This is a genomic window from Pseudomonas sp. AA-38 (assembly GCF_029457475.1).
Taxonomy (GTDB): domain Bacteria; phylum Pseudomonadota; class Gammaproteobacteria; order Pseudomonadales; family Pseudomonadaceae; genus Aquipseudomonas.
In genome coordinates, this window is sequence record NZ_CP120359.1 from 2825760 (window position 1) to 2847794 (window position 22035).

The 22035-nt window shown below is 64.1% G+C and carries 13 protein-coding genes; 5 read left to right on the forward strand and 8 right to left on the reverse strand.

Annotated elements, in window-relative coordinates; genetic code table 11:
- Positions 1–288: 288 nt before the first annotated feature.
- From PVE35_RS12885 to recQ, 4 genes are all read right to left on the reverse strand, one after another.
- Positions 289–2442, reverse strand: coding sequence for a FimV/HubP family polar landmark protein (locus PVE35_RS12885; RefSeq protein ID WP_277372021.1), 2154 nt, complete (start codon positions 2440–2442; stop codon positions 289–291).
- A gap of 305 nt (positions 2443–2747) precedes the next feature.
- Positions 2748–3182, reverse strand: coding sequence for a MarR family transcriptional regulator (locus tag PVE35_RS12890; RefSeq protein ID WP_268183611.1), 435 nt, complete (start codon positions 3180–3182; stop codon positions 2748–2750).
- 110 nt (positions 3183–3292) lie between these two features.
- Positions 3293–4390, reverse strand: coding sequence for a GGDEF domain-containing protein (locus PVE35_RS12895; RefSeq protein WP_268184273.1), 1098 nt, complete (start codon positions 4388–4390; stop codon positions 3293–3295).
- 124 nt (positions 4391–4514) lie between these two features.
- Positions 4515–6653, reverse strand: coding sequence for a DNA helicase RecQ (gene recQ / locus PVE35_RS12900; protein WP_277372022.1), 2139 nt, complete (start codon positions 6651–6653; stop codon positions 4515–4517).
- Positions 6654–6804: 151 nt separating this feature from the next.
- On the opposite strand from recQ, the gene PVE35_RS12905 reads away from it, so the two are divergent.
- Together PVE35_RS12905 and PVE35_RS12910 are read left to right on the forward strand one after the other, a co-directional pair.
- Positions 6805–7389: a YecA family protein gene (locus PVE35_RS12905; RefSeq protein WP_277372023.1), complete on the forward strand. Its 585-nt coding sequence runs from the start codon at positions 6805–6807 to the stop codon at positions 7387–7389.
- 16 nt (positions 7390–7405) lie between these two features.
- Complete coding sequence (locus tag PVE35_RS12910; RefSeq protein ID WP_277372024.1) at positions 7406–7816, forward strand: YbaN family protein; 411 nt, start codon at positions 7406–7408, stop codon at positions 7814–7816.
- 147 nt (positions 7817–7963) lie between these two features.
- Here the strand turns inward: PVE35_RS12910 and ligA are convergent, their stop codons facing one another.
- The 4 genes from ligA to PVE35_RS12930 all read right to left on the reverse strand — a co-directional run bounded on the left by ligA (position 7964) and on the right by PVE35_RS12930 (position 15571).
- On the reverse strand, positions 7964–10324 hold the full coding sequence (gene ligA, locus PVE35_RS12915; RefSeq protein WP_277372025.1) for an NAD-dependent DNA ligase LigA: 2361 nt from the start codon (positions 10322–10324) through the stop codon (positions 7964–7966).
- A gap of 100 nt (positions 10325–10424) precedes the next feature.
- Positions 10425–11246, reverse strand: coding sequence for a cell division protein ZipA (zipA, locus tag PVE35_RS12920; protein ID WP_277372026.1), 822 nt, complete (start codon positions 11244–11246; stop codon positions 10425–10427).
- A 170-nt stretch (positions 11247–11416) separates the two neighbouring features.
- Positions 11417–14905: a chromosome segregation protein SMC gene (gene smc / locus PVE35_RS12925; RefSeq protein WP_277372027.1), complete on the reverse strand. Its 3489-nt coding sequence runs from the start codon at positions 14903–14905 to the stop codon at positions 11417–11419.
- A 6-nt stretch (positions 14906–14911) separates the two neighbouring features.
- On the reverse strand, positions 14912–15571 hold the full coding sequence (locus PVE35_RS12930) for a GntR family transcriptional regulator (protein WP_268183597.1): 660 nt from the start codon (positions 15569–15571) through the stop codon (positions 14912–14914).
- A 307-nt stretch (positions 15572–15878) separates the two neighbouring features.
- Here PVE35_RS12930 and PVE35_RS12935 point away from each other — a divergent pair, with 307 nt between their 5' ends.
- From PVE35_RS12935 to xdhB, 3 genes are all read left to right on the forward strand, one after another.
- Positions 15879–17018: an alkane 1-monooxygenase gene (locus PVE35_RS12935; RefSeq protein WP_277372028.1), complete on the forward strand. Its 1140-nt coding sequence runs from the start codon at positions 15879–15881 to the stop codon at positions 17016–17018.
- Positions 17019–18175: 1157 nt separating this feature from the next.
- Positions 18176–19615: a xanthine dehydrogenase small subunit gene (gene xdhA, locus PVE35_RS12940; RefSeq protein WP_277372029.1), complete on the forward strand. Its 1440-nt coding sequence runs from the start codon at positions 18176–18178 to the stop codon at positions 19613–19615.
- Positions 19608–22001, forward strand: a complete 2394-nt coding sequence (gene xdhB, locus PVE35_RS12945) for a xanthine dehydrogenase molybdopterin binding subunit (protein ID WP_277372030.1) — start codon at positions 19608–19610, stop codon at positions 21999–22001. The genes xdhA and xdhB overlap by 8 nt, the downstream gene beginning before the upstream one ends.
- The last annotated feature ends 34 nt before the right edge of the window (positions 22002–22035 follow it).

Below are 22035 nucleotides of genomic sequence, written 5' to 3' on the forward strand. Positions count from 1 at the left end.
GGGGTGCGTTTCTTTTGCTTACTTTTCTTTGCGCTGGGCGGCAATCCGAGTTCAAAGAAAAGTGAGTCGCCCGAGGGGGCGAAACTAGGAGTCCCCGCAAGCACCGCAGCGGCGTCCAGAACACCAAAATAGGCCCACATGATCACACACAAACTTCCCAGTCCAGTATCACGCCCCACCCAATACGCCGCCCAATAAGAAAACCCGATGCCAGAACCTGCATCGGGTTTTCGAGAGAGCCCTCGAGGAACGCAGACGTTCAGGTCAGGCGCCCCCGAACAGCGGGAGTCAGGCGATCTCAGCGAGTAGCTGGCGCGCGGCCTGCTTTTCCTGCTCGTCCCCCTCGTCGATCACCTCGTTGAGGATGTCGCAGGCCTGCTCGATATCGCCCTGCTTGATGTAAGCCAGCGCCTGGTTGAGCTTGGTCATGTGCTCGGGATCACCGGCCAGCTCTTCGATATCCATGCCATGCAGCGGCGGCTCTTCGCCCTCATCGAAAGCGTCGAGGAACTGCTCGTCGAGCACGTATTCGTCCACCGGGGCAGCCTCGGCTGCGGCGTGTTCTTCGTCCATCTCGAAGACCTGGGGCAACTCCTGCAGGTTGCTGGAGAAATGCTCATCGACTTCGGCTTCCTGAGCCTCCTGCTGCGCTTTCTTCTTCAGCCGTTCAGGGGTTTCGGCCTTGAACGGGCTGACCAGATCCCAGTCGGCATCCAGCGAGAAGTCATCGAGGTTGAGCTGGTAATCGCCGTCGACCAGCGGCTCCGGCGCGACTGCCTGATGGCTCGCGGCAGCCACGGCAGAAGCGGATGCGACGGCAGAGTTGGAGAAGTAACGCGCCCGGATCGGTTCGATTTGCGCAGCCGGAACCCCCAACTCGAGCAGCGCCTTTTGCTGATCAAGGAAAGCCGGCTCATCGGCCAGCTCACCGTACACCTCGCACAGGCGCAGACGCAGATCGGTACGCTGCGGATGCTGTTCGATGGAACGGCGCAGAGCACTGGCGGCCTCGGCGAAACGGCCATAGGCGATGTAGACATTGGCCCCCTCCAGCGGATCGGGCTCAGCCACCGGCTGAGCGGCCACCGCGCGGCTGACCGGCGCGGGTACAGGTTCGGCAACGGCAGCCGCAGGTGTCTCCTTGACCGGTTCCGAAGGCTGTTCTTCGGCCTTGCGCCGATAGGCCACCAGCAAGCCGAACAGAGCCAGACCAAGCAGTGGCAAACCAGCCACCAGCCAGAAACTCCAGCCTAGGGTCGAGCTGTTGGCAGCGGCGTCGGTTTCTGCCTGCGTCGCAGCCTCGGCTGGCGGGCGCTGCGCCACCTCCTGGGAGATCGCCTGCAACTGGCGATCCTTTTCCGCCATCTGCTGGCGTAGCTCTTCCAACTGGCTCTGCATCTGCGCCAGTGCCGACTGCAACTGGGCGTTCTGCTCGGATACTTCCTGCAATTGCTCGTTGACCTGGGCCACCGCCTCGCTGGGCATGGCCGGCGCCACACCGGGAACGACCTCGGCAGACGGGGCTCCCACCACCTGTTCGGCAGGGCTGTCCTGCACGGCATTGGTGGTATCTGCGGCAGGTGCTTCGGGCGTCACGGTAGCCGACGCAGGGGCCTGCACCGCTGGTTCTGTGGCAGATGATGTAGCTGGCTGCGTGACTGGCGCCTGCACCGCTGGAGCCGTGGCAGAGGGTGTAGTGGGCTGCGCGACTGGAGCCTGCCCCACTGGCGCAGCGGCAGGTGCGGCAGAATCCGGCAACAGCAGGTTCTGATCGACCCGCAGGCGATTTCGATTGCCCCCGACGAAAGCGCTCTGGTTGAGAGCGAAGATATCCTCCATCAGCGCTTCGCGGCTGGCCGGGCTGCCGGCCTTGACCAGACTGGAGGCGATGCGCCAGAGGCTATCGCCACGCTGCACGCGGTAACGCTGGCCCAGAATGGCTGGCGGCATGGGGGTCTTGTTCGTCGTGGCCACGGCGACAGCCTTGGGCGCGGACGCCTGCGGCACCGCAGCGATGCTGGCTGCGCTGCTGCTGTAGGCCGTCGAACCGGGCGGGTCGAGCAGTACGGTGTACTCGCGATAGAGCTGGCCGTTGGGGCGCGCCACCTCGACGATGAAGTTCAGGTATGGCTCGCGTACCGGCTTGCTGGACACCACCCGAATGACATTGCGCGAACCATCGAGAATCGGCGTGAAACGCAGGTCGTTGAGGAAATAGAAACGCTCGACCCCAGAACGCGTGAAGACATCGGCAGGCGCCAAGCGCACCTTCATGTCCGAGGTGCTCAGGTCACCGACCTGCAGCAACTCGATCTCGGCATCCAGCGGCTGACTCAGCGCAGAGTGCAGGGTGATCTCGCCCAACCCTAATGCCGGCACCATACCGGAATAGAGAGCGGAGCCCGAGGCCACTCCCAAAACCAACTGACGCATCCGAGCCATTTGACCTCCACGGTTTACACTTCGCACAGCACCTTCGGACTTCCTGTCATGGCTTTCCCTTGCCAGAAGAGTAGCTTACGAAACGATAGGACAGCACTTCAGGAGCGCAGAAGCCTGTTGGCCTCGCCTCACTCCAGTGACGACTGCTTCACAAAACAGCACAATGCCACCAGTTTGCCGACGAAAGCCAGGCACCATCAAGCGCTTTATGTCAAAAAATGGACACCAAAACCACCGGCCTGCCGAATGGTTGTGCTTACTCTTTGGTTTGGCGAGCAATTGCTCAGTTACGACGAGCCGCCCATTCACGACTTCTGCAGGTTGGCCAGAACCCGGGCATGCACCTGCTGGCAACGACGCAGATCCTCTTCGTCGATACCAGCAAAGACCTCCTGACGTAGCTGGGTGGAAATCGCCTCGATCTTCTCGATCAACGGCTGCGCCTTGGGCTGCAATGCCACCTTCTTCGCTCGGCGATCTTCGGGTACCGCCACGCGGCTCACCAGCCCCTGCGCTTCCAGGCTGTCGAGCAGGCGCGCCAGGGTCGGCCCCTCGACGCAGACGCTCTGCGCCAACTCTCGCTGGGTGGGCATTTCCGCGAAACGTGCCAGGTGCAACAGCACCAGCCAGCGTGCCTGGGACAGGCCAAGGCCAACCAAACGGCGGTCGAGTTCGGAGCGCCAGGCGCGTGACAGTTGAGCGACTTGCATGGCAAAACGATGTTGATCAGGGTAGGACATGAGTGAATCGGCTCTTACAAAGGTCAAAAACTAATTATTAGCCAGCTAGCCATAACCTCGGCTTCAGAGCAAGCCTGCCTTTTGTCGCGGCGCGTTTCAGATGCTGCGGATCAGCTCGCTACCCGGTCACGACCGAAGGCCTTGGCCTCGTAGAGGGCACGGTCAGCATGGGCATACAGGTGACTGAGTTCCTGGCCGCTGCCCGGGGTGATGGCCGCGACGCCGATGGACAGGCTCAGCACCTGGGCGGTATCCGAAGCCAGGTGCTCGATGGCCGCCTCGGTAACGGACTGGCGCAAGGACTCGGCGCGCAGCAGGGCTTCCTCGGCGTTGATGTCGAACAGCAACAGGCCGAACTCCTCACCCCCCAGGCGTACCGCCATATCCAGTGGCCTGCGGGCAGCCTGCTCGATCAGGGCGCCAACCTGCTGCAAGGCGCGATCGCCGGCCTGATGGCCATAGCGGTCGTTGTAGGCCTTGAAATGGTCGATATCGCAGAGCAGCAGGGCCAGGGACTGGCCATTGCGCTGCGCTTGCCGCCAAATGCGCTCGAAATGGCGGTTGAAGCTGCGCCGATTGTGCAAGCCGGTGAGGCTGTCGTGATCGGCCAGCAACTGCAGCAGGTTGCTGACCAGAAAATGCTCGCGCGACTTGTATTCCAGCAGATAGCAGCCGACCGCCCCCATCAGGTTGCCGACCACCAGCAGCAACAGGTTGTTGAGCAGACGCGCTGGTGGCAAGCCAGCCCAGATCTCGACCAGGACGTACACCAGCAGCACCAGCGATGCGCAGATCACCGCCTCGGTGAGGCGCAACCCCACCAGGAAGTAGGCGGCCATGCTCACCAGAAACAGGCCTTCATAGGGGTAATGCGGGTCGACCCGGTGTGCGATGCCGATGTCCAGCGCAGTGCCGATGCCCAGCGCCAGGATGCACAGCAGGCTGAGCGGCTGCAGCAGATGGAAATGTCGGCGCTGCAGGATCAGCGCGCCACAGACCAGCAGGATGATCAGCACCAGCAGACGCACAGCGAGCATCCACCACAGGTGCACACCCTGGATCATGAAGCTGTCCAGCACCGCCAGTACCACCCAGATGAGCACCCCCATGCTCAGGGCGATACGTTTGAGCTCGAAAAGCTCTTCCAGCAGATGGGTTCGATATTCGGCCTCCAGCCCACGGACGAAACGCAGGCCACGGAAACCCATGTTCAACTGATCGGCATAGGGACTGGGGCGGATGTCGTTGAGCCAAGCGCGATAGGTCGGCACAGGTATCTCACTCTACGGGAGCTTCAGCATACCTTAGCAGGGTGCGGGCAATGACAGAACGTCAGCCCTCGAATTCCGCCTGCAAGGCGGCCCGCACGCAATGCAGAACGGCCTCCGGCACCTGCCCGGCGAACAGCGGCGCGATGGCGCTGACCGGGGGCAGTTCGCCCTCGCCGTCGAGGAAGGCGTCCTGGATCTCGCCGAGCAGTTCCTCGGGCAGATCCAGCGCCTGCTCCAGGCTCAGTTGCTGCTCGCCGATGGCTTCGGCCAGCAGGCTGTAGACGTTGCGCTCGCTGCAGTTCAGCTGACTGGCGATCTGCGCCGGGGTCATGCCGGCACGGGCCAGGCTGACCAGTTCATGACGCAGATCGGCGACCGGCGCGGGCGCAGGCGCTTCTTCGCTGCCGTTGAGCACATCGAGAAAGGCCTGGCCGTAGCGCTCCAGCTTGCGCGCACCGACACCGCTGACCTCGGCCATTTCGCTCAGCGAGCCAGGCTGGCTGCGCAGCATCTCCAGCAGCGTGGCATCGGGGAAGATCACGTAGGGCGGCACGCTGTGCTCCTCGGCCAGCTTGCGTCGCAGGCTGCGCAGCGCCTCCCACATCTCGCGTTCATGGCTGCGCACCAGTTGGCTGGCAGCACTACCGGAGGACGAGGCCTTGGCGCTCTGCGCCGGCTTGGGATCGTGACGCAGTTGCAGGCTCACCTCGCCACGCAGCAAGGGCCGGCAGGCCTCGGTCAGGCGCAGGCCGCCGAAGCCTTCCAGGTCGACGTCGGCCAGGCCGCGCGCCACCAGTTGGCGGAACAGGGTGCGCCATTCGCTCTCGCTGCGTGCCTTGCCCATGCCGAACACCGCCAGGTGCTGATGACCGGCGCTGCGAATCTTCTCGTTGTCGCGCCCAAGGAGGATGTCCACCAGATGGCCGACGCCATAGCGCTGGCCACTGCGGTAGATGGTCGACAAGGCCTGGCGCGCGGCCTCGGTAGCATCCCAGGTCTGTACGTCATCGATGCAGTTGTCGCAGTGCCCACAGGGCTGCGGCAGTTCCTCGTCGAAATAGGCCAGCAACGCCTGACGCCGACAGCGTGGCTCCTCGCACAGCGCCAGCATGGCGTCAAGCTTGTGCTGCTCGATGCGCTTGTGGCGCTCGTCCCCCTCGGAATTGGCCAGCATCTGCTTGAGAAAGATCACGTCCTGCAGGCCGTAGGCCATCCAGGCGTCGGCCGGCAGCCCATCACGGCCAGCGCGGCCGGTTTCCTGGTAGTAGGCCTCCAGCGACTTGGGCAGATCGAGATGGCAGACGAAGCGCACGTTGGGCTTGTCGATGCCCATGCCGAAGGCGATGGTGGCCACCATGATCAACCCTTCCTCGTTGAGGAAGCGCTTCTGGTGATAGGCGCGCAGGTCATTGGCCAGGCCGGCGTGATACGGCAACGCCGGGTAGCCCTGGGCACTGAGGAATTCAGCCACCTCCTCCACCTTCTTGCGCGACAGGCAGTAGACGATGCCGGCATCGCCTTTGCGCGGGGTGAGGAAGGTCAGCAACTGCTTGCGCGGATTGTCCTTGGGTTGGATGCGATAGAAGATGTTCGGCCGGTCGAAGCTGGAAAGGAAGCGCTCGGCGTCGTTCAGGTGCAGACGCTGGACGATCTCCTCGCGGGTGCGCTTGTCCGCCGTGGCGGTCAGGGCGATACGCGGCACCTGCGGGAACAGCTCGGCAAGCTGGCCGAGCTGCAGGTATTCCGGGCGGAAATCGTGGCCCCATTGCGACACGCAATGGGCCTCGTCGATGGCGAACAGGGCGATTTGCAGATCCTGCAGGAAGCTCAGCATGCGCGGCTGCACCAGGCGCTCGGGGGCCAAGTAGAGCATCTTGATCTCACCGCGGCGGATGCGCTCAGCGATCTCGCGCTGCTCCTCTGCGCTCAGGGTGGAGTTCAGCGCCACAGCGGCCACACCCAGCTCGTCGAGGGTGGCGACCTGATCGTCCATCAGCGCGATCAAGGGCGACACCACCACCGCCAGGCCCTCGCGCATCAGCGCCGGCACCTGGAAGCATAGCGACTTGCCACCGCCGGTGGGCATCAGCACCAGGGCATCGCCGCCAGCGGCCACGCGCTCGATGATCGCGGCCTGGTTGCCACGAAAGGCGTCGTAGCCGAAAACGTCTTTGAGAATGCGCATGGCGTGGTCGAGCATGAAGGCCTCCGAAATCCAGCCGCGCATTATGCCGTACTCTGGCCCCGTGCAGGGCAACGCCCTGCCCGATGGCCTCGACATCGCGGCGTAGGTAGTTTTCCTTCAGCCTGATAGAATCCAGCCTCGCATTCAGCCTCAAGGTAACGCCACGATGTCCTTCGCCGAGCAATTGTCCCGCCTGCAAGCCTTCCTCGATGCCGACGAACTGCATGAAGAAGCGCTGGACTACGTGGCCGCCCATGGCTATCTGACGGCCCTGGCCATCTGCCCCGAGCAGGTGCCCGAGCGCGAGTGGATCGATGCGCTGTTCGCCGAACCGCCGCACTATCGCAGCGATGCCGAGCGTGAAGAGATCGAAAACACGCTGGTGCACCTCAAGGCCCATATCGCCCGCCAACTGGCCGGCGAAGAGGAGCCGGAGCTGCCTTGCGACCTCGACCTCGGCGACGAGCCGGACGACTCCGACCTGCGCGGCTGGTGCATCGGCTTCATGGAAGGGGTGTTCCTGCGTGAAGCGGTGTGGTTCGAGGATGCCGAAGACGAGGTCAGCGAGCTGCTGCTGCCGATCATGGTCGGCTCCGGCCTGTTCGACGAGCAGCAGGAATTCGCCGAAATCGCCCGTGACCACGACCTAGTGGACAGCATGGTCGAGCAGATTCCCGAACTGCTCACCGCCCTCTTCCTGCTGTGCCAGGCCCCGGAAGAAAAACCCGCCCTGCTCAAGCCGCGCCACTGATCCCTCCCGCTCGGCCATGCCTCGCGAAGTGCGCGAAAGCCGTCACCGCAGCGTGCGTTACGCGCTGCTGGCGGTCGGCTGGCTGAGTGTCGCCCTGGGGGTCATCGGCATCTTCCTGCCGGTGATGCCGACCACCCCCTTCCTGCTACTGGCCGCTGCCTGCTTCATGCGCAGTTCACGGCGCTTCTACCTGTGGCTGGTGCTGCACCCGAAACTCGGCCCGTGGATTCGCGATTACCTTGCCGGCGAAGGTATTCCACTCAAGGCCAAGGTCTACAGCCTGGTGCTGATGTGGTCGAGCATCGCCCTCTCCAGCTACCTGGTGCCGCACTTCTGGGCCCGTACCTTCATGCTCACCAGCGCTATCTGTGTGAGCATCTACATCTTGCGCCAGAAGACCCTGACCAACCCGCGCGGCGAGCGCTGAGCCGCTTGGCCATGGGGGCCTATTTTCCCGGATGCATCCGGGCTACGGCTCGGATTGAACGAACTGCTCGCGAACGCTTTTTCGCGAGCAGAACTCGCCCCTACAGGATTATCGGGGGCTCGCGCTCGGCCAAAGCCTTATCTGAGCCTATGGCTCGATGCCATAGGCCTTGAGCTGGTCGAGGAACTGCGCCTCGTCCAGCACCTTCACCCCCAGCTCGCTAGCCTTGGCCAGCTTCGAGCCGGCGCCAGGGCCTGCCACCACACAGTGGGTCTTGGCCGATACCGAACCGGCCACCTTGGCCCCCAGGCTTTCCAGCTTACCCTTGGCCACGTCGCGGCTCATGACCTCCAGGGTGCCGGTCAGCACCCAGGTCTGACCGGCCAGGGGCAGGCCTTCGGCGACCTTCTTCTCGCTTTGCCAGTGCATGCCGAAGTCGCGCAACTGCTGCTCGATGGCGCGGGCACGCTGAGCGTTCTCGACGTTGTCGAAGAATTCCCGCACGGCCTTGGCCTGCCGCTCCGGCAGAGCCTGGCGCATGTCCAGCCAGTCGCCCTCGAGCACACCTTCCAGGCTACCGAAACGCTCGGCCAGCTTTTGCGCCGCACCCGGGCCAACGGTGGGAATGTTCAGCTTGTCGAGCAGGCCGCCCAGGGTGGCGACGGCGCTGAATTCGGCACCCAGCTCGCCCTCTTCCTGCAGTTGCAGGCCACACTCGCCCAGCAACGCCTCGATCACCTGCCGGTTGTGCCCATCCTCGAAGAAGCTGTGAATCTCGTGCGCCACCTCCAGGCCGATATCCGGCAGGTAGGTGAGCACTTCGGGCAGAGCCTGCTGGATACGCGCCAGCGAACCCAGGGAACGAGCCAGCACCTTGGCGGTTTCCTCACCGACATCGGGAATGCCGAGGGCGTAGATGAAACGCGCCAGGGTCGGCCGCTTGCTGTCCGCGATGGCCGCCAGCAGCTTGTTGCTGGACACCTCGGCGAAGCCTTCCAGGCCGATGATCTGCTCGAAGCTCAGCTTGTACAGGTCGGCTGGCGAGGCGATCAGCTTCTCGTCCACCAGTTGCTCGATGGTCTTGTCGCCGAGGCCTTCGATATCCATGGCGCGGCGCGAGACGAAGTGGATGATGGCCTGCTTGAGCTGCGCCTGGCAGCTCAGACGACCGACGCAGCGATACACCGAACCCTCGCTGACCGACTCCTTGCCCTTGCTGCGCTTGATCAGTTGCGTGCGTTCCACCGCCGAGCCGCACACCGGGCACTGCTCGGGGATATGCACGGGCCGCGCATCCTCCGGGCGGCGCTCGGGCACCACGGCCATCACCTGCGGGATCACGTCGCCGGCGCGGCGAATGATCACCGTGTCGCCGATCATCACCCCCAGGCGCGCCACCTCGTCCATGTTGTGCAGGGTGGCGTTGGCCACCATCACCCCGGCCACTTTGACCGGTTTGAGGCGCGCCACGGGGGTCACCGCGCCGGTGCGGCCGACCTGGAACTCCACGTCGAGCAGTTCGGTCAGTTCTTCCTGCGCCGGGAACTTGTGCGCGATGGCCCAATGCGGCGTGCGCGCACGGTAGCCCAGTTGCTGCTGGTCTTCGATGTTGTTGACCTTGAACACCACACCGTCGATGTCGTATTCCAGACTCATGCGCCTGTCGCCGATATCGCGGTAGTAGTCCAGGCAGGCTGCCACCCCCTTGGCCAACTTCAGCTCGCGGCTGATGGGAATGCCCCAGGCCCTGAGCTGTTGCAGCATGGCCACCTGGGTGCCGGGCAGTTCGCCGCTGACCTGGCCGACGCCATAGCAGCAGAACTCCAGCGGGCGGCTGGCGGTGATCTTCGGGTCGAGCTGGCGCAGGCTGCCGGCGGCGGCGTTGCGCGGGTTGGCGAAGGTCTTGCCGCCGCTTTCGGCCTGGCGCGCATTGAGCGCCTCGAAACCACTCTTGGGCATGAACACCTCGCCGCGCACCTCCAGCACTCGTGGCCAGCCCTCGCCCTGCAGCTTGAGCGGCACGTTGCGGATGGTACGCACGTTGGCGCTGATGTCCTCGCCCGTGGCGCCATCGCCACGGGTGGCGCCCCGCACCAGTTGGCCGTTCTCGTACAGCAGGCTCACCGCCAGGCCATCGAGCTTGGGCTCGCAGCTATACTCCACCTCGGCACCACCGCTGAACAGGTCAGCGCCGGAGAGGCCAAGGCCGCTCTGCACGCTGCGGTCGAAGGCGAGCAGGTCATCCTCCTCGAAGGCGTTGCCCAGGCTGAGCATGGGCACCTCATGGCGCACCTCGCCAAAGGCGCTGATGGCCTCGCCACCGACGCGCTGGGTCGGCGAGTCCGGTGTCACCAGCTCCGGGTGCTCGGCCTCCAGGGCCTGCAACTCACGGAACAGGCGGTCGTACTCGGCATCGGGGATGCTCGGTTCGTCCAGCACGTAATAGCGGTAGTTGTGCGCGTCCAGCTCCTGGCGCAGGGCGGAAATACGTTGGGCGGCGTCGGTCATCACATAAGCCTCAAGCGACAAGCTTCCAGCGGCAAGAACGAAAAAGCCCCAAGCCAAGCGCTCGGCTTGCAACTTGGGGCTTGCAGCTTGCCGCTGCTCTTCAGCGTTTCTGGGTCAACTGCCGACGCTCGAATTCGACGATGCGCTGGCGGTAATGTTCGATGGTCTGCGCGGTCATCACGCTGCGCTGGTCATCCTTCAGCTCGCCGCCCAGTTCATGGGCCAGCTTGCGCGCTGCGGCGACCATCACGTCGAAGGCCTGCTTGGGATGACGCGGGCCGGGCAGGCTGAGGAAGAAGCTCACCGCACGGGTGCTGAAACCTTCGATGTCGTCCAGGTCGAAGGTGCCGGGTTTGAGGGCATTGGCCATGGAAAACAGCACTTCGCCATTACCGGCCATGCTCTCGTGGCGATGGAAGATGTCCATTTCGCCGAAACGCAGGCCGCTTTCCAGAATATTCTGCAGCAGTGCCGGGCCCTTGAAGCCGAAGTCGTCGCGGGCCACCACGTTGATCACCAGCACCTCTTCCACCGGTGCAGCCTCGGCAGCCGGCTTGGTGGCTTTCTTCGGTTCCTTGGGTTCGTCGTCGACCGGGTTGAGCAGGGTTGGCACCGGCTCGTCGACGGCCAGATTGAGGTCGCCCTGCTGCGGCTCGTTGCGCGGGCGGCGCGGCAAATCCCTGGCGCTCATCGACGGCAGGTCGTCTTCGTCCAGTTGCGGCTCGTGATCGCGCTGCACCACCCGCGGCGGACTGAGCAGATCCGGGTCGCTGTCGTCATCGGGCATATTGGCGAAGCTGCGATCGAGTTTGAACTTGAGCTTGCCCTTGCCACCGCGCATGCGGCGCCAGCCGTCGAAGAGAATGCCAGCGATGACGATGATGCCAATAACGATCAGCCACTCGCGCAGACCGAATTCCATGTAATACCTGACCCTTGATAATTCTGGTGAAAAAAAGATCCCGACAATCGGATCACAACTCGACTATAAAACGCGGTGCCAACTCCATGTTCTGCCTGACGTTTTCCGCGTGTAACAAAAGTGGGCAATAAACTAGCACGACGAACGGCAACTTTACACAGGCAGACGCATCAACTCTCCACCATGGCCAAGGCCTCTTCGACATCCACTGCCACCAGACGCGAGCAGCCCGGCTCGTGCATGGTGACCCCCATCAGTTGATCGGCCATTTCCATGGCGATCTTGTTGTGAGTGATGTAGATGAACTGCACCGTTGCCGACATTTCCTTGACCAGCCGCGCATAGCGACCGACGTTGGCGTCATCCAGCGGCGCATCCACTTCGTCCAGCATGCAGAACGGCGCCGGATTGAGCTGGAAGATGGAAAACACCAGAGCCAACGCAGTCAGCGCTTTCTCTCCACCGGAGAGCAAATGGATGGTGCTGTTCTTCTTGCCCGGGGGCCGCGCCATGATGGTCACCCCCGTATCGAGTAAATCTTCGCCGGTGAGTTCCAAATAAGCGTTGCCGCCACCGAAAACTTTTGGAAAGAGTGCCTGCAAACCGCCATTGATCTGATCGAAGGTGTCCTTGAAACGGTTGCGCGTTTCCTTGTCGATCTTGCGGATGACGTTTTCCAGGGTTTCCAGCGCTTCCACCAGATCGGCGTCCTGAGCGTCCAGATAACGCTTGCGTTCGGATTGCTGCTGATATTCGTCGATGGCCGCCAGGTTGATCGGCCCGAGCCGAGCGATGCGCGCGGCCATGCGCTCCAGTTCTTCTTCCCAGGCGCTCTCCGTGGCCTCGGCCGGCAACGTGGCGATCACCCCGTGTAGATCGTAGTTGTCCTCGGCGAGCTGATCGGCCAGGGCCTTGCGCCGTACGTTGAGCGACTGCCAATCCATGCGCTGCTGTTCCAGTTGGCTGCGCAGCAGTTGCGCCTGCTGCTCGGCCTGGGTGCGGCGCTTCTCGGCGTCGCGCAGTTCACGGTCGGCGTCTTCCAGGGCCAAGCGCGCCTGACGTAGCTCCTCGTCCACCGCCATACGCCGTTCGAGCAGCTCTTCGAGCTTGATGCGCAGCTCTTCCAGCGGCGCCTCGCCCTCCTCCAGGTTCAGCGACAGTTGCTCGCGCCGCTCGTGCAGGCGCTCGGCCTGCAGTTGCAGGCGTTCCAGAGCCTGGCGGGTGGAATCGTGCTGGGCCTTGAGCGAACCGACGCGCACCGCCAGTTGATGGGCGTGATCCTTGTGCTGACGGGCTTCCTGGCGCACGCGGTCGAGGCGCTCGCGCAGGCTGTCGCGGCTGGCCAGCAGGCTTTCGCGCTGCTCGTTATCCAGGGCCATGGCGTCCAGCGCGTCCTGCAGTTGCAGGCGCGCCTCGCCCAGTTGTTCCTGTTCGATCTCGCGCTGCTCGGCCGCTTCCTGCAACTCCTCCTGCAGCCGGCGGCGGCGCAGGCCCAGTTGCTCGGCCTTGGCCTGGCTGGCGGAGAGTTTTGCCTTCAATTCACTCAGTTGCCGCGCCAACTCCTGGCCTTGGCGACGCTGCTGCTCACGCTGTTCTTCCTGAAGACGTTGTTCGTCGCGCAGCCCCAGCAGGCGTTCATCCAGTTGCGCCAACGCGGCTTCGCGTTCCTCGCGCTCCAGTTGCAGACGCTCCAGCTCCTGACCACGGGCCAGCACGCCACTGTCCGCCTCGGCGGCGCGGCGCACCCGCAGGAAATGCCGGCCGACCCAGTAACCGTCACGGCTGATCAGGCTTTCACCCTCGGCCAGTTGGGCACGGGCGGCCAGGGCCTGCTCCAGCGACTCCACCGGGCGCACGCTGGCCAGCCAAGGCGCCAGGTCGTGATTCGATTCCACTTTGTCCAGCAGGCTGCCGGCACGGCGCGTACCGCCCGTGGCAGGGCTGGCCAAACGCAACTCGCCCTGCTCCAGCGTCGAGAACTCCAGCCCAGCGAAATCGTCCAGCAGCACGGCCTGCAGGTCGGCGCCCAACACGGTTTCCACCGCCAGCTCCCAGCCGGACTCGACGCGCAGCCCTTCGGCCAGGCGCGGGCGCTGTTGCAGGCCCTGCTCGCGCAACCACTCGCCGGCACCCTGCCCCGGATCGAGCGCCGCCTGTTGCAGCGCTTCCAACGAAGCCAGGCGGCCGTTCAGCCGTTGCAGTTCGCCTTGCGCCTGTTGCTGGGCCTGGCCGGCCTGCTGCAGTTCTTCGCGCAGTTGCTGCAGGCGCTCGGCCTGCTGCTCTTCGGCCAGGTGCAGGGCTTCCTGCTCCAGCTCGCCAGCGGCAAGCTGCTCGTTCAGTTCGAGAATGGCAGCGTCTTCCGGGTCGGCCGCCAGTTGCTGCAGCTCTTCGTTCAGCCGGCGCTGGCGCTCACTCAGACGCTCCAGGCTCTGCTCCAACTGGGCGATGCGCGACTGCTGCACCTCGGCCTGGCGGCGTGGCTCGGCGCTGCGCTGGTTGAAGCCGTCCCACTGTTCCTGCCAGCCGTGCATGGCGGCCTCGGCCTCTTCCAGGCTGGCGGCGGATTCCTCGGCGGCAGCGGCGGTCATCTCCTGCTCGGGCAGGAGCATTTCCAGCTCTTCGCCCAGGGTGGCCAGCAGGGTGCGGTCGTGGCCCAGGTGCGATTCGGTTTCCAGGCGCGCCTTTTCCGCCTCGCGCAGATCGTCCTGCAACTGACGCAGGCGCTGCTGGCCGTGCTGGATGCTCTGCTCGACGCGGGCGATGTCTCCCCCCACCGAATAGAAGCGACCCTGCACCAGGTTGAAACGCTCGGAGAGTTCGTGATGGCCGTCGCGCAGGCGCTCGATGCTGGCATCGGCGCTGCGCTGCTCGGCCACCAGGGCCTCGAAGGCCACCTCCTGGTCGCCGATCACCTGCTCGCGGCTGCCCACCTGCTGGTTCAGGCCCTGCCAGCGCAGGGCCAGCAGTTGCGCCTTGAGCTGACGCTCCTCGGCCTTGTATTCCTGATATTTCTCCGCTGCCTGGGCCTGACGGTGCAGGCGTTCGAGCTGGCGTTCCAGCTCCTCGCGCAGGTCGGTCAGGCGCGCCAGGTTCTCCTGGGTGCGGCGGATGCGATTCTCGGTTTCGCGGCGGCGTTCCTTGTACTTGGAGATGCCGGCGGCTTCCTCGATGAAGTTGCGCAGCTCCTCGGGCTTGGCCTCGATCAGCTTGCTGATCATGCCCTGCTCGATGATCGAATAGCTGCGCGGCCCCAGGCCGGTGCCGAGGAAGATGTCGGTGATGTCGCGGCGGCGGCACTTGGTGCCATTGAGGAAATAGGTGTTCTGCCCGTCGCGGGTGACCCGACGGCGGATGGAGATTTCCGCGAAGGCAGCGTATTCGCCCACCAGCGAGTTGTCGCTGTTATCGAAGATCAGTTCGATGGAGGCCTGGGTCACCGGCTTGCGCGTGTTGGAACCGTTGAAGATGACGTCGGTCATCGACTCGCCGCGCAGGTTCTTCGCCGAGCTTTCGCCCATCACCCAGCGCACGGCATCGATGATGTTGGACTTGCCGCAGCCGTTGGGCCCGACTACCGCCGCCATGTTGCTGGGAAAGCTCACCGTCGTCGGGTCGACGAAGGACTTGAAGCCGGCCAGCTTGATGCTCTTGAGGCGCATCTGGGCTCAACGCTCGGCCAGGGCGGCCAGCACCAGCCGGCAATTATGCTCGCCATAGGCGCGCAGCACCTGGCAGGCGCGCACCTCGTCACGAGCGATGATCGCTTGCAGCAGGCTGGCGAAGGTACCCATGAACTGGCCCATTTCGCCTTTGCGCCGCTCCAGCGCCAGGTGGTAGGTGCGGCTGATGGCCGGCAACAGGTTTTCCAGAATCTCCTGCAGGTAAGGGTTGTCGGCGAAGGGGAACGCCGCACGCATGACGTCGAAGCTGCCCGCGACGAAGGCGTCGATATCGCCGCCCTGCAGGCTTTCCAGCAAACGCTGCTGGATCTGCAGGAAGGGCGCCAGGTCGCTGTCCGTCTGCCAGCGCTCGATCACCGCGCGGGCCAGCAGGATGTACAGCTCGATCATCAGCGCGTAGAGGCTCTGCACCTTGTGCGGGGTAAGTTCGGTCACCTGGGCGCCACGGCGCGGCAGGATCACGATCAGATGGCGACGCTCGAGGATCAGCAGCGCTTCACGCACCGACCCCCGGCTGACGTTCAACGCCTGGGTGACCTTCTGCTCCTGGATGCGCTCACGCTCCTTGAGTTCACCGCGAATGATGCGTTCGGCCAGGTGATGGGCAATTTGCTCGGCGAGGCTGTCCGGGGCCTTGAACGTCATGACATTCCTTATTTACGTCGATTCAGGGGGCAGTCGTTCGAGTCTGGGAGCGCTGTCACGGCTGGGCGAACGCGCACAACGCCGGGTACGTTGCTTGGCGCTGCCTGCGGCGGCCCACAGGTTGGCCGCCAGGGTTGGCGGGCCAGAAAAAGCTGGCGGCGAGTGTAGCACAGGGCGGTAACGGGCCAAGCCTCGCGACACCGCTATCACCCTCCTAAAGGTCGGGCCTGCAGAGGTAGTCACGGAAAATCTTTGTCCTACAATCCTACAAAGCCACAACAAAAAACCTGACAGCAAGGAAACGACCATGTTCGAGCGCCTGCCCTCGCATTGGATGATCACTCTGAAGAAGATCGGCTACTGGTTCTGGCTGATCCCGGTTCTGGGCATCCCCTTCAGCTACTACTGTTCGCTCGGCAGCGCGCATGCCGATGCCTGGGCCTGGATGGTGATCAGCCTGGTGTTCGGCGTGATTCCGCTGCTGGACTTCATCGTCGGCCGCGACCCGGCGAACCCCGAAGAAGGTAGCGAAGTGCCCGCCCTGGAGGCGCAACGCTACTACCGTCTACTGACTCTGGCTTGCGTCCCTCTGTTACTGGGCATGCTGGCCTGGAGTGCCTGGGTGTTCGTCAACTATGAGGCCTGGAGCTGGGTCGGCCGGCTTGGCTGGATCATGTCGGTGGGCACGGTAATGGGTGCCATCGGTATCACCGTATCGCACGAGCTGATCCACAAGGATCCGGCGCTGGAACAAAACGCCGGCGGCCTGTTGCTGGCCGCGGTGTGCTACGCCGGCTTCAAGGTCGAGCACGTGCGCGGGCACCACGTACACGTCTCGACACCGGAAGACGCCTCGTCATCGCGTTACGACCAGAGCCTGTACGCCTTCCTGCCGCACGCCTACAAGCACAACTTCCTCAATGCCTGGAAGCTGGAGGCCGAGCGCCTGCGCCGGCGCGGCTTGCCTGCCCTGCACTGGCGCAACGAGCTGATCTGGTGGTACGCGCTCAGTGCGCTGATGCTGCTCGGCTTCACCCTGGCCCTGGGCTGGCTGGGCGCGCTGTTCTTCCTCGGCCAGGCGGCGATGGCCTTCACCCTGCTGGAGATCGTCAACTACGTCGAACATTACGGTCTGCACCGGCGCAAACTGGACAACGGTCGCTACGAGCGCACCAATGTGCGTCACTCGTGGAACAGCAACTTCCTGCTGACCAACCTGTTTCTCTTTCACCTGCAGCGTCACTCCGACCACCATGCCTACGCCAAGCGTCGCTATCAGGTGCTGCGCCATTTCGACGACAGCCCGCAGTTGCCCAACGGCTATGCCGGGATGGTGGTATTGGCGCTGATCCCGCCGCTCTGGCGCGCGGTGATGAATCCTAGGGTGCGGGCTTACTATGCGGGGGAAGAGCATCAGTTGAGCGAGTCGCAACTGAGCCGCTCCTGAAGCATTCCACTCCTCCAGAAACCCCGGCCGCGTTTGCGGCCGGGGTTTTCGTGGGGGCTTGTTGATAGCGGACTGGCAATACGGTTGCTTTTTGGAGTGTCCGTTCCGAATTGCCGCGTTTTTGTTGATGTTTTTGGTTTCGCCCTCCCGGGCGAGTCACTTTTGGGGCAAAAGTAACCAAAACCTCCGCCCTTTCATCCGGCCCTGGCTGCGCCAGGGTTCGTTCGCTCCATCGCCGCTCCAGAGGCCCGCCGCGGTGGGCCATCCATGGCCCATCGCGGCTCTCGCGACATCCATGTCGCTCAACCTCTTCCACAACGATTCCGCTCACCCTCCTGGGCGGGCTCTGCACGCGCCTGAACCTGCGGTTACTCCATGGGACTCTTACGCGCTTGATGGGAGCAGCCGTAGGGCGGACTCAGGAGCGCCAGCGAACAGTCCGCCGGGCCATGCCCAGTTCGGCGCCACGGCTCACGTCCAATACTCCCACAAACGGCGTACTGCTCCGCGAGTACGCCCTACGCGAATGAAACTATTGGTTTAACTCGACGACCCAATCGCGATTTCATAACCACAAGAACACGCCGAGCAACCTATGGAGTGCCCGTTGTTCAGGCGCGCGAGTGGCCCCTTCAGGAGGGTGAGTAGAATCGTTGTGTAGAGGGTTGAGCGGCATGGATGCCGCGAGAGCCGCGACTGGCCAGGGATGGCCCTTCGCGGCGGGCCCTCGGAGCAGCGATGGAACGAACGAACCCCGGCGCAGCCGGGGCCGGATGGCGGGGCCAAGCCTTTTTGCCTTCTTTTGTGGCGTTTGACAAAAGAAGGTCGCCGGGGGGCGAAACGGGAGCCATCAGCAGAGCACGATAAGCAGCTTTACACCGAAAACAAAAGCATACTCACACAAACTTGCCAGTCCAGTCCCAAATACCCACCACGCCTGACCTTTCCATTTACATCCACACACCACCACCCCGGCACGAAAGCCGCTAGCATTCCTGCAATCGAATCGCCGCCGCGGAGCTGACCTGAAAGTCAAAAAATATTGACCAAAAAGTCAGAAAACCCTAGATTGCCGCAAGGTCAACCAGTCGGGCCTTGCCGCGTGCTCGCCATCTGCAAACCGATGACCGAGAAGAATAAAACGCCTGGAGGTCACCTTGATCCAGTTTCTACTGAACCGGGAGCTGCGCACCGAGCACGCCCTGGATCCCAACCTCACCGTGCTCGAGTACCTGCGCCAGCACCTGCGCAAGACCGGCACCAAGGAAGGCTGCGCCTCCGGTGACTGCGGCGCCTGCACCGTGGTGGTCGGCGAGGTGGTCGATGAGCGTCTGCGCTATCGCACCCTCAATTCCTGCCTCACCTTCGTCGCCAGCCTGCACGGCAAGCAATTGATCACCGTAGAAGACCTCAAGCACCAGGGCAAGCTGCACGACGTGCAGCAGGCGATGGTCGACTGCCATGGCTCGCAGTGCGGTTTCTGCACCCCCGGCTTCGTCATGTCGTTGTTCGCCCTGCAGAAGAACGGCAGCAGCTACGACAAGCACGCCACGCTGGAGGCACTGGCGGGCAACCTCTGCCGCTGCACCGGCTACCGGCCGATCATCGATGCCGCCGAGCAGGCCTGCAGCCAGCGCCGCCCGGACCAGTTCGATGCCAGCGAAGCCGACACCCTGGCCCGTCTCAAGGCCATCGCCCCACGAGAAACCGCCGAACTGGCCAGCGCCGACAAGCGCTGCCTGCTGCCGCTGACCGTGGCCAACCTGGCCGAGCTCTACGCCGCCAACCCACAGGCCCGTCTGCTGGCCGGCGGCACCGACCTGGCCCTGGAGGTCACCCAGTTCCACCGCCCGCTGCCGGTGATGATCCATGTCGGCCACATAGAAGAAATGAAGCGCATCGAGGTGAAGGGCGACGCCATCGAGATCGGCGCCGCCGCCGCCCTCTCCGACTGCCATGGGGTGCTGGCCGAGGAATACCCGGACTTCGGCGAGCTGCTGCAGCGTTTCGCTTCCCTGCAGATCCGCAACCAGGGCACCCTGGGCGGCAACATCGGCAACGCCTCGCCCATCGGCGACGCCCCGCCGCTGCTGATCGCCCTAGGTGCGCGGATCGTCCTCAACCGCAACGGCCAGCGGCGCACTCTGGAGCTGCAGGACTACTTCCTCGACTACAAGGTCACCGCGCGCCAGGAAGCCGAATTCATCGAGACGATCATCGTGCCGCGCGCACGGCCGAACCAGACCCTGCGCGCCTACAAGGTCTCCAAGCGCCTGGACGACGATATCTCCGCCGTCTGCGCCGCCTTCAACCTGACCCTCGAAAAGGGCGTGGTGCGCGAAGCGCGCATCGCCTTCGGCGGCATGGCGGCCATTCCCAAACGCGCCAGCGCCTGCGAGAAAGCGTTGCAGGGCGCCCGCTTCGACCAGGCCCTGATCGAGCGCGCCTGCGCCGCACTGGGGGAAGACTTCACCCCGCTCTCGGACTTTCGCGCCAGCCGCGAATACCGCCTGCTCACGGCGCAGAACCTGCTGCGCAAGTGCTTCCTCGAACTGAGCGCCCCCACCATTGCCACCCGAGTGACCGCCCATGTCTAAGCACGCCGCCGAAAAGCCCCAGGACGAACTGGCCGAGCTGTTCCGCGCCGGCATGACCAGCGGCGTGGGCCGCAGCGTCAAGCACGAGAGCGCGGACAAGCACGTCTGCGGCGAGGCGCTGTACGTCGACGACCGCCTGGAGTTCCCCAACCAGTTGCACGTCTATGCACGCCAGTCCGAACGCGCCCATGCACGCATCCAGCGCATCGACACCCGCCCCTGCTACGAGATTCCCGGCGTGGCCATCGCCATCACCAAGGACGACGTACCGGGGCAACTGGACATCGGCCCGGTGTTCGCCGGTGACCCGCTGCTGGCCGATGGCAAGGTGGAGTACGTCGGCCAGGTGGTGCTGGCGGTGGCCGCCGATAGCCTGGAGGCGGCGCGTCAGGCAGCCATGGCCGCCATCGTCGAATACGAAGACCTGGAGCCGGTGCTCGACGTGGTCGAAGCCCTGCGCAAAAAGCACTTCGTACTCGCCAGCCACACCCACCGCATCGGCGACTCGGCCCGCGAACTGGCCGGAGCAAAGCATCGCCTCAAAGGCGCGCTGCATATCGGCGGCCAGGAGCACTTCTACCTGGAAACCCAGGTGGCCTCGGTGATGCCCAGCGAAGACGGCGGCATGCTGGTGTACAGCTCGACGCAGAACCCCACCGAGGTGCAGAAGCTGGTGGCCGAGGTGCTCGGCGTGCCGATGAACAAGATCGTCATCGACATGCGCCGCATGGGTGGCGGCTTCGGCGGCAAGGAAACCCAGGCCGCCGGCCCCGCCTGCCTCTGTGCGGTGATCGCGCACCTCACCGGGCGGCCGACCAAGATGCGCCTGCCGCGTATGGAAGACATGAGCATGACCGGCAAGCGCCACCCCTTCTACGTCGAATACGACGTGGGCTTCGACGATGACGGCCTGCTGCACGGCATCGAGATGAACCTGGCCGGCAACTGCGGCTACTCACCCGACCTGTCCGGCGCCATCGTCGACCGCGCCATGTTCCATGCTGACAACGCCTACTTCCTCGGCAACGCCACCATCAATGGCCACCGTTGCAAGACCAATACCGCCTCCAACACCGCCTACCGCGGCTTCGGCGGCCCGCAGGGCATGCTCGCCATCGAGGAAGTGATGGACGCCGTGGCTCGCCACCTGGGCAAGGACCCATTGGAAGTGCGCAAGCTCAACTACTACGGCAAGAGCGAGCGCAACCTCACCCACTACCACCAGACCGTCGAGCACAACGTCATCCACGAGATGACCGCCGAGCTGGAGCAGAGCTGCGACTACGCCGCGCGGCGCGAAGCCATCCGTGCCTTCAATGCCGCCAACCCGGTGCTGAAGAAGGGCCTGGCCCTGACCCCGGTGAAGTTCGGCATCAGCTTCACCTCCAGCTTCCTCAACCAGGCCGGCGCGCTGATCCACGTCTACACCGATGGCTCGATCCACCTCAACCACGGCGGCACCGAGATGGGCCAGGGGCTCAACACCAAGGTGGCGCAGATCGTCGCCGAGGTGTTCCAGGTGGACATCGCGCGCATCCAGATCACCGCCACCAACACCGACAAGGTACCCAACACCTCGCCCACCGCTGCCTCCAGTGGCACCGACCTCAACGGCATGGCGGCGAAGAATGCCGCCGAGACCATCAAGCAACGCCTGGTGGAGTTCCTCCAGCGCGAGTACCGCGTGTATGCCGAGGATGTAGAGTTCAAGGGTGGCCAGGTGCGCGTGCGCGACCGCTACCTGTCGTTCGAGCAGGTGATCCAGCAGGCATATTTCGGCCAGGTGTCGCTGTCCTCCACCGGCTTCTACCGCACGCCGAAGATCTTCTACGACCGCGACAAGGCCGCCGGCCGGCCCTTCTACTACTACGCCTACGGCGTGGCCTGCGTGGAAGTGCTGATCGACACCCTGACCGGCGAATACCGCATGCTGCGCGCCGACATCCTGCACGACGTTGGCGACTCGCTGAACCCGGCCATCGACATCGGCCAGGTGGAAGGCGCCTTCGTCCAGGGCATGGGCTGGCTGACCACCGAGGAACTGGTGTGGAGCGACAAGGGCAAGCTGCTCACCAATGGCCCGGCCAGCTACAAGATCCCGGCCATCGCCGACATGCCCCTCGATTTGCGGGTGAAGCTGGTGGAAAACCGCAAGAATCCCGAGGACACCGTGTTCCACTCCAAGGCCGTCGGCGAGCCGCCGTTCATGCTCGGCATCGCCGCCTGGTGCGCGATCAAGGACGCCGTGGCCAGCCTGGCCGATTACAAGGTGCAACCGCAGATCGACGCCCCGGCCACGCCTGAGCGCGTGCTATGGGGCGTGCAGCAGCTACAAGCGGCAAGCTTCAAGCCGCAAGTTCAAGAAAGCAGCGAGGTGAGTGCATGAATCAAGTGTGCTTGCAACCTGAGGCTTGCCGCTC

Coding starts and splice junctions, on each gene's coding strand:
- PVE35_RS12885 (WP_277372021.1), bottom strand. CDS start 2,442: ATGGCTCGGATGCGTCAGTTGGTTTTGGGAGTGGCCTCGGGCTCCGCT.
- PVE35_RS12890 (WP_268183611.1), bottom strand. CDS start 3,182: ATGTCCTACCCTGATCAACATCGTTTTGCCATGCAAGTCGCTCAACTG.
- PVE35_RS12895 (WP_268184273.1), bottom strand. CDS start 4,390: ATGGGTTTCCGTGGCCTGCGTTTCGTCCGTGGGCTGGAGGCCGAATAT.
- recQ (WP_277372022.1), bottom strand. CDS start 6,653: ATGCTCGACCACGCCATGCGCATTCTCAAAGACGTTTTCGGCTACGAC.
- PVE35_RS12905 (WP_277372023.1), top strand. CDS start 6,805: ATGTCCTTCGCCGAGCAATTGTCCCGCCTGCAAGCCTTCCTCGATGCC.
- PVE35_RS12910 (WP_277372024.1), top strand. CDS start 7,406: ATGCCTCGCGAAGTGCGCGAAAGCCGTCACCGCAGCGTGCGTTACGCG.
- ligA (WP_277372025.1), bottom strand. CDS start 10,324: ATGACCGACGCCGCCCAACGTATTTCCGCCCTGCGCCAGGAGCTGGAC.
- zipA (WP_277372026.1), bottom strand. CDS start 11,246: ATGGAATTCGGTCTGCGCGAGTGGCTGATCGTTATTGGCATCATCGTC.
- smc (WP_277372027.1), bottom strand. CDS start 14,905: ATGCGCCTCAAGAGCATCAAGCTGGCCGGCTTCAAGTCCTTCGTCGAC.
- PVE35_RS12930 (WP_268183597.1), bottom strand. CDS start 15,571: ATGACGTTCAAGGCCCCGGACAGCCTCGCCGAGCAAATTGCCCATCAC.
- PVE35_RS12935 (WP_277372028.1), top strand. CDS start 15,879: ATGTTCGAGCGCCTGCCCTCGCATTGGATGATCACTCTGAAGAAGATC.
- xdhB (WP_277372030.1), top strand. CDS start 19,608: ATGTCTAAGCACGCCGCCGAAAAGCCCCAGGACGAACTGGCCGAGCTG.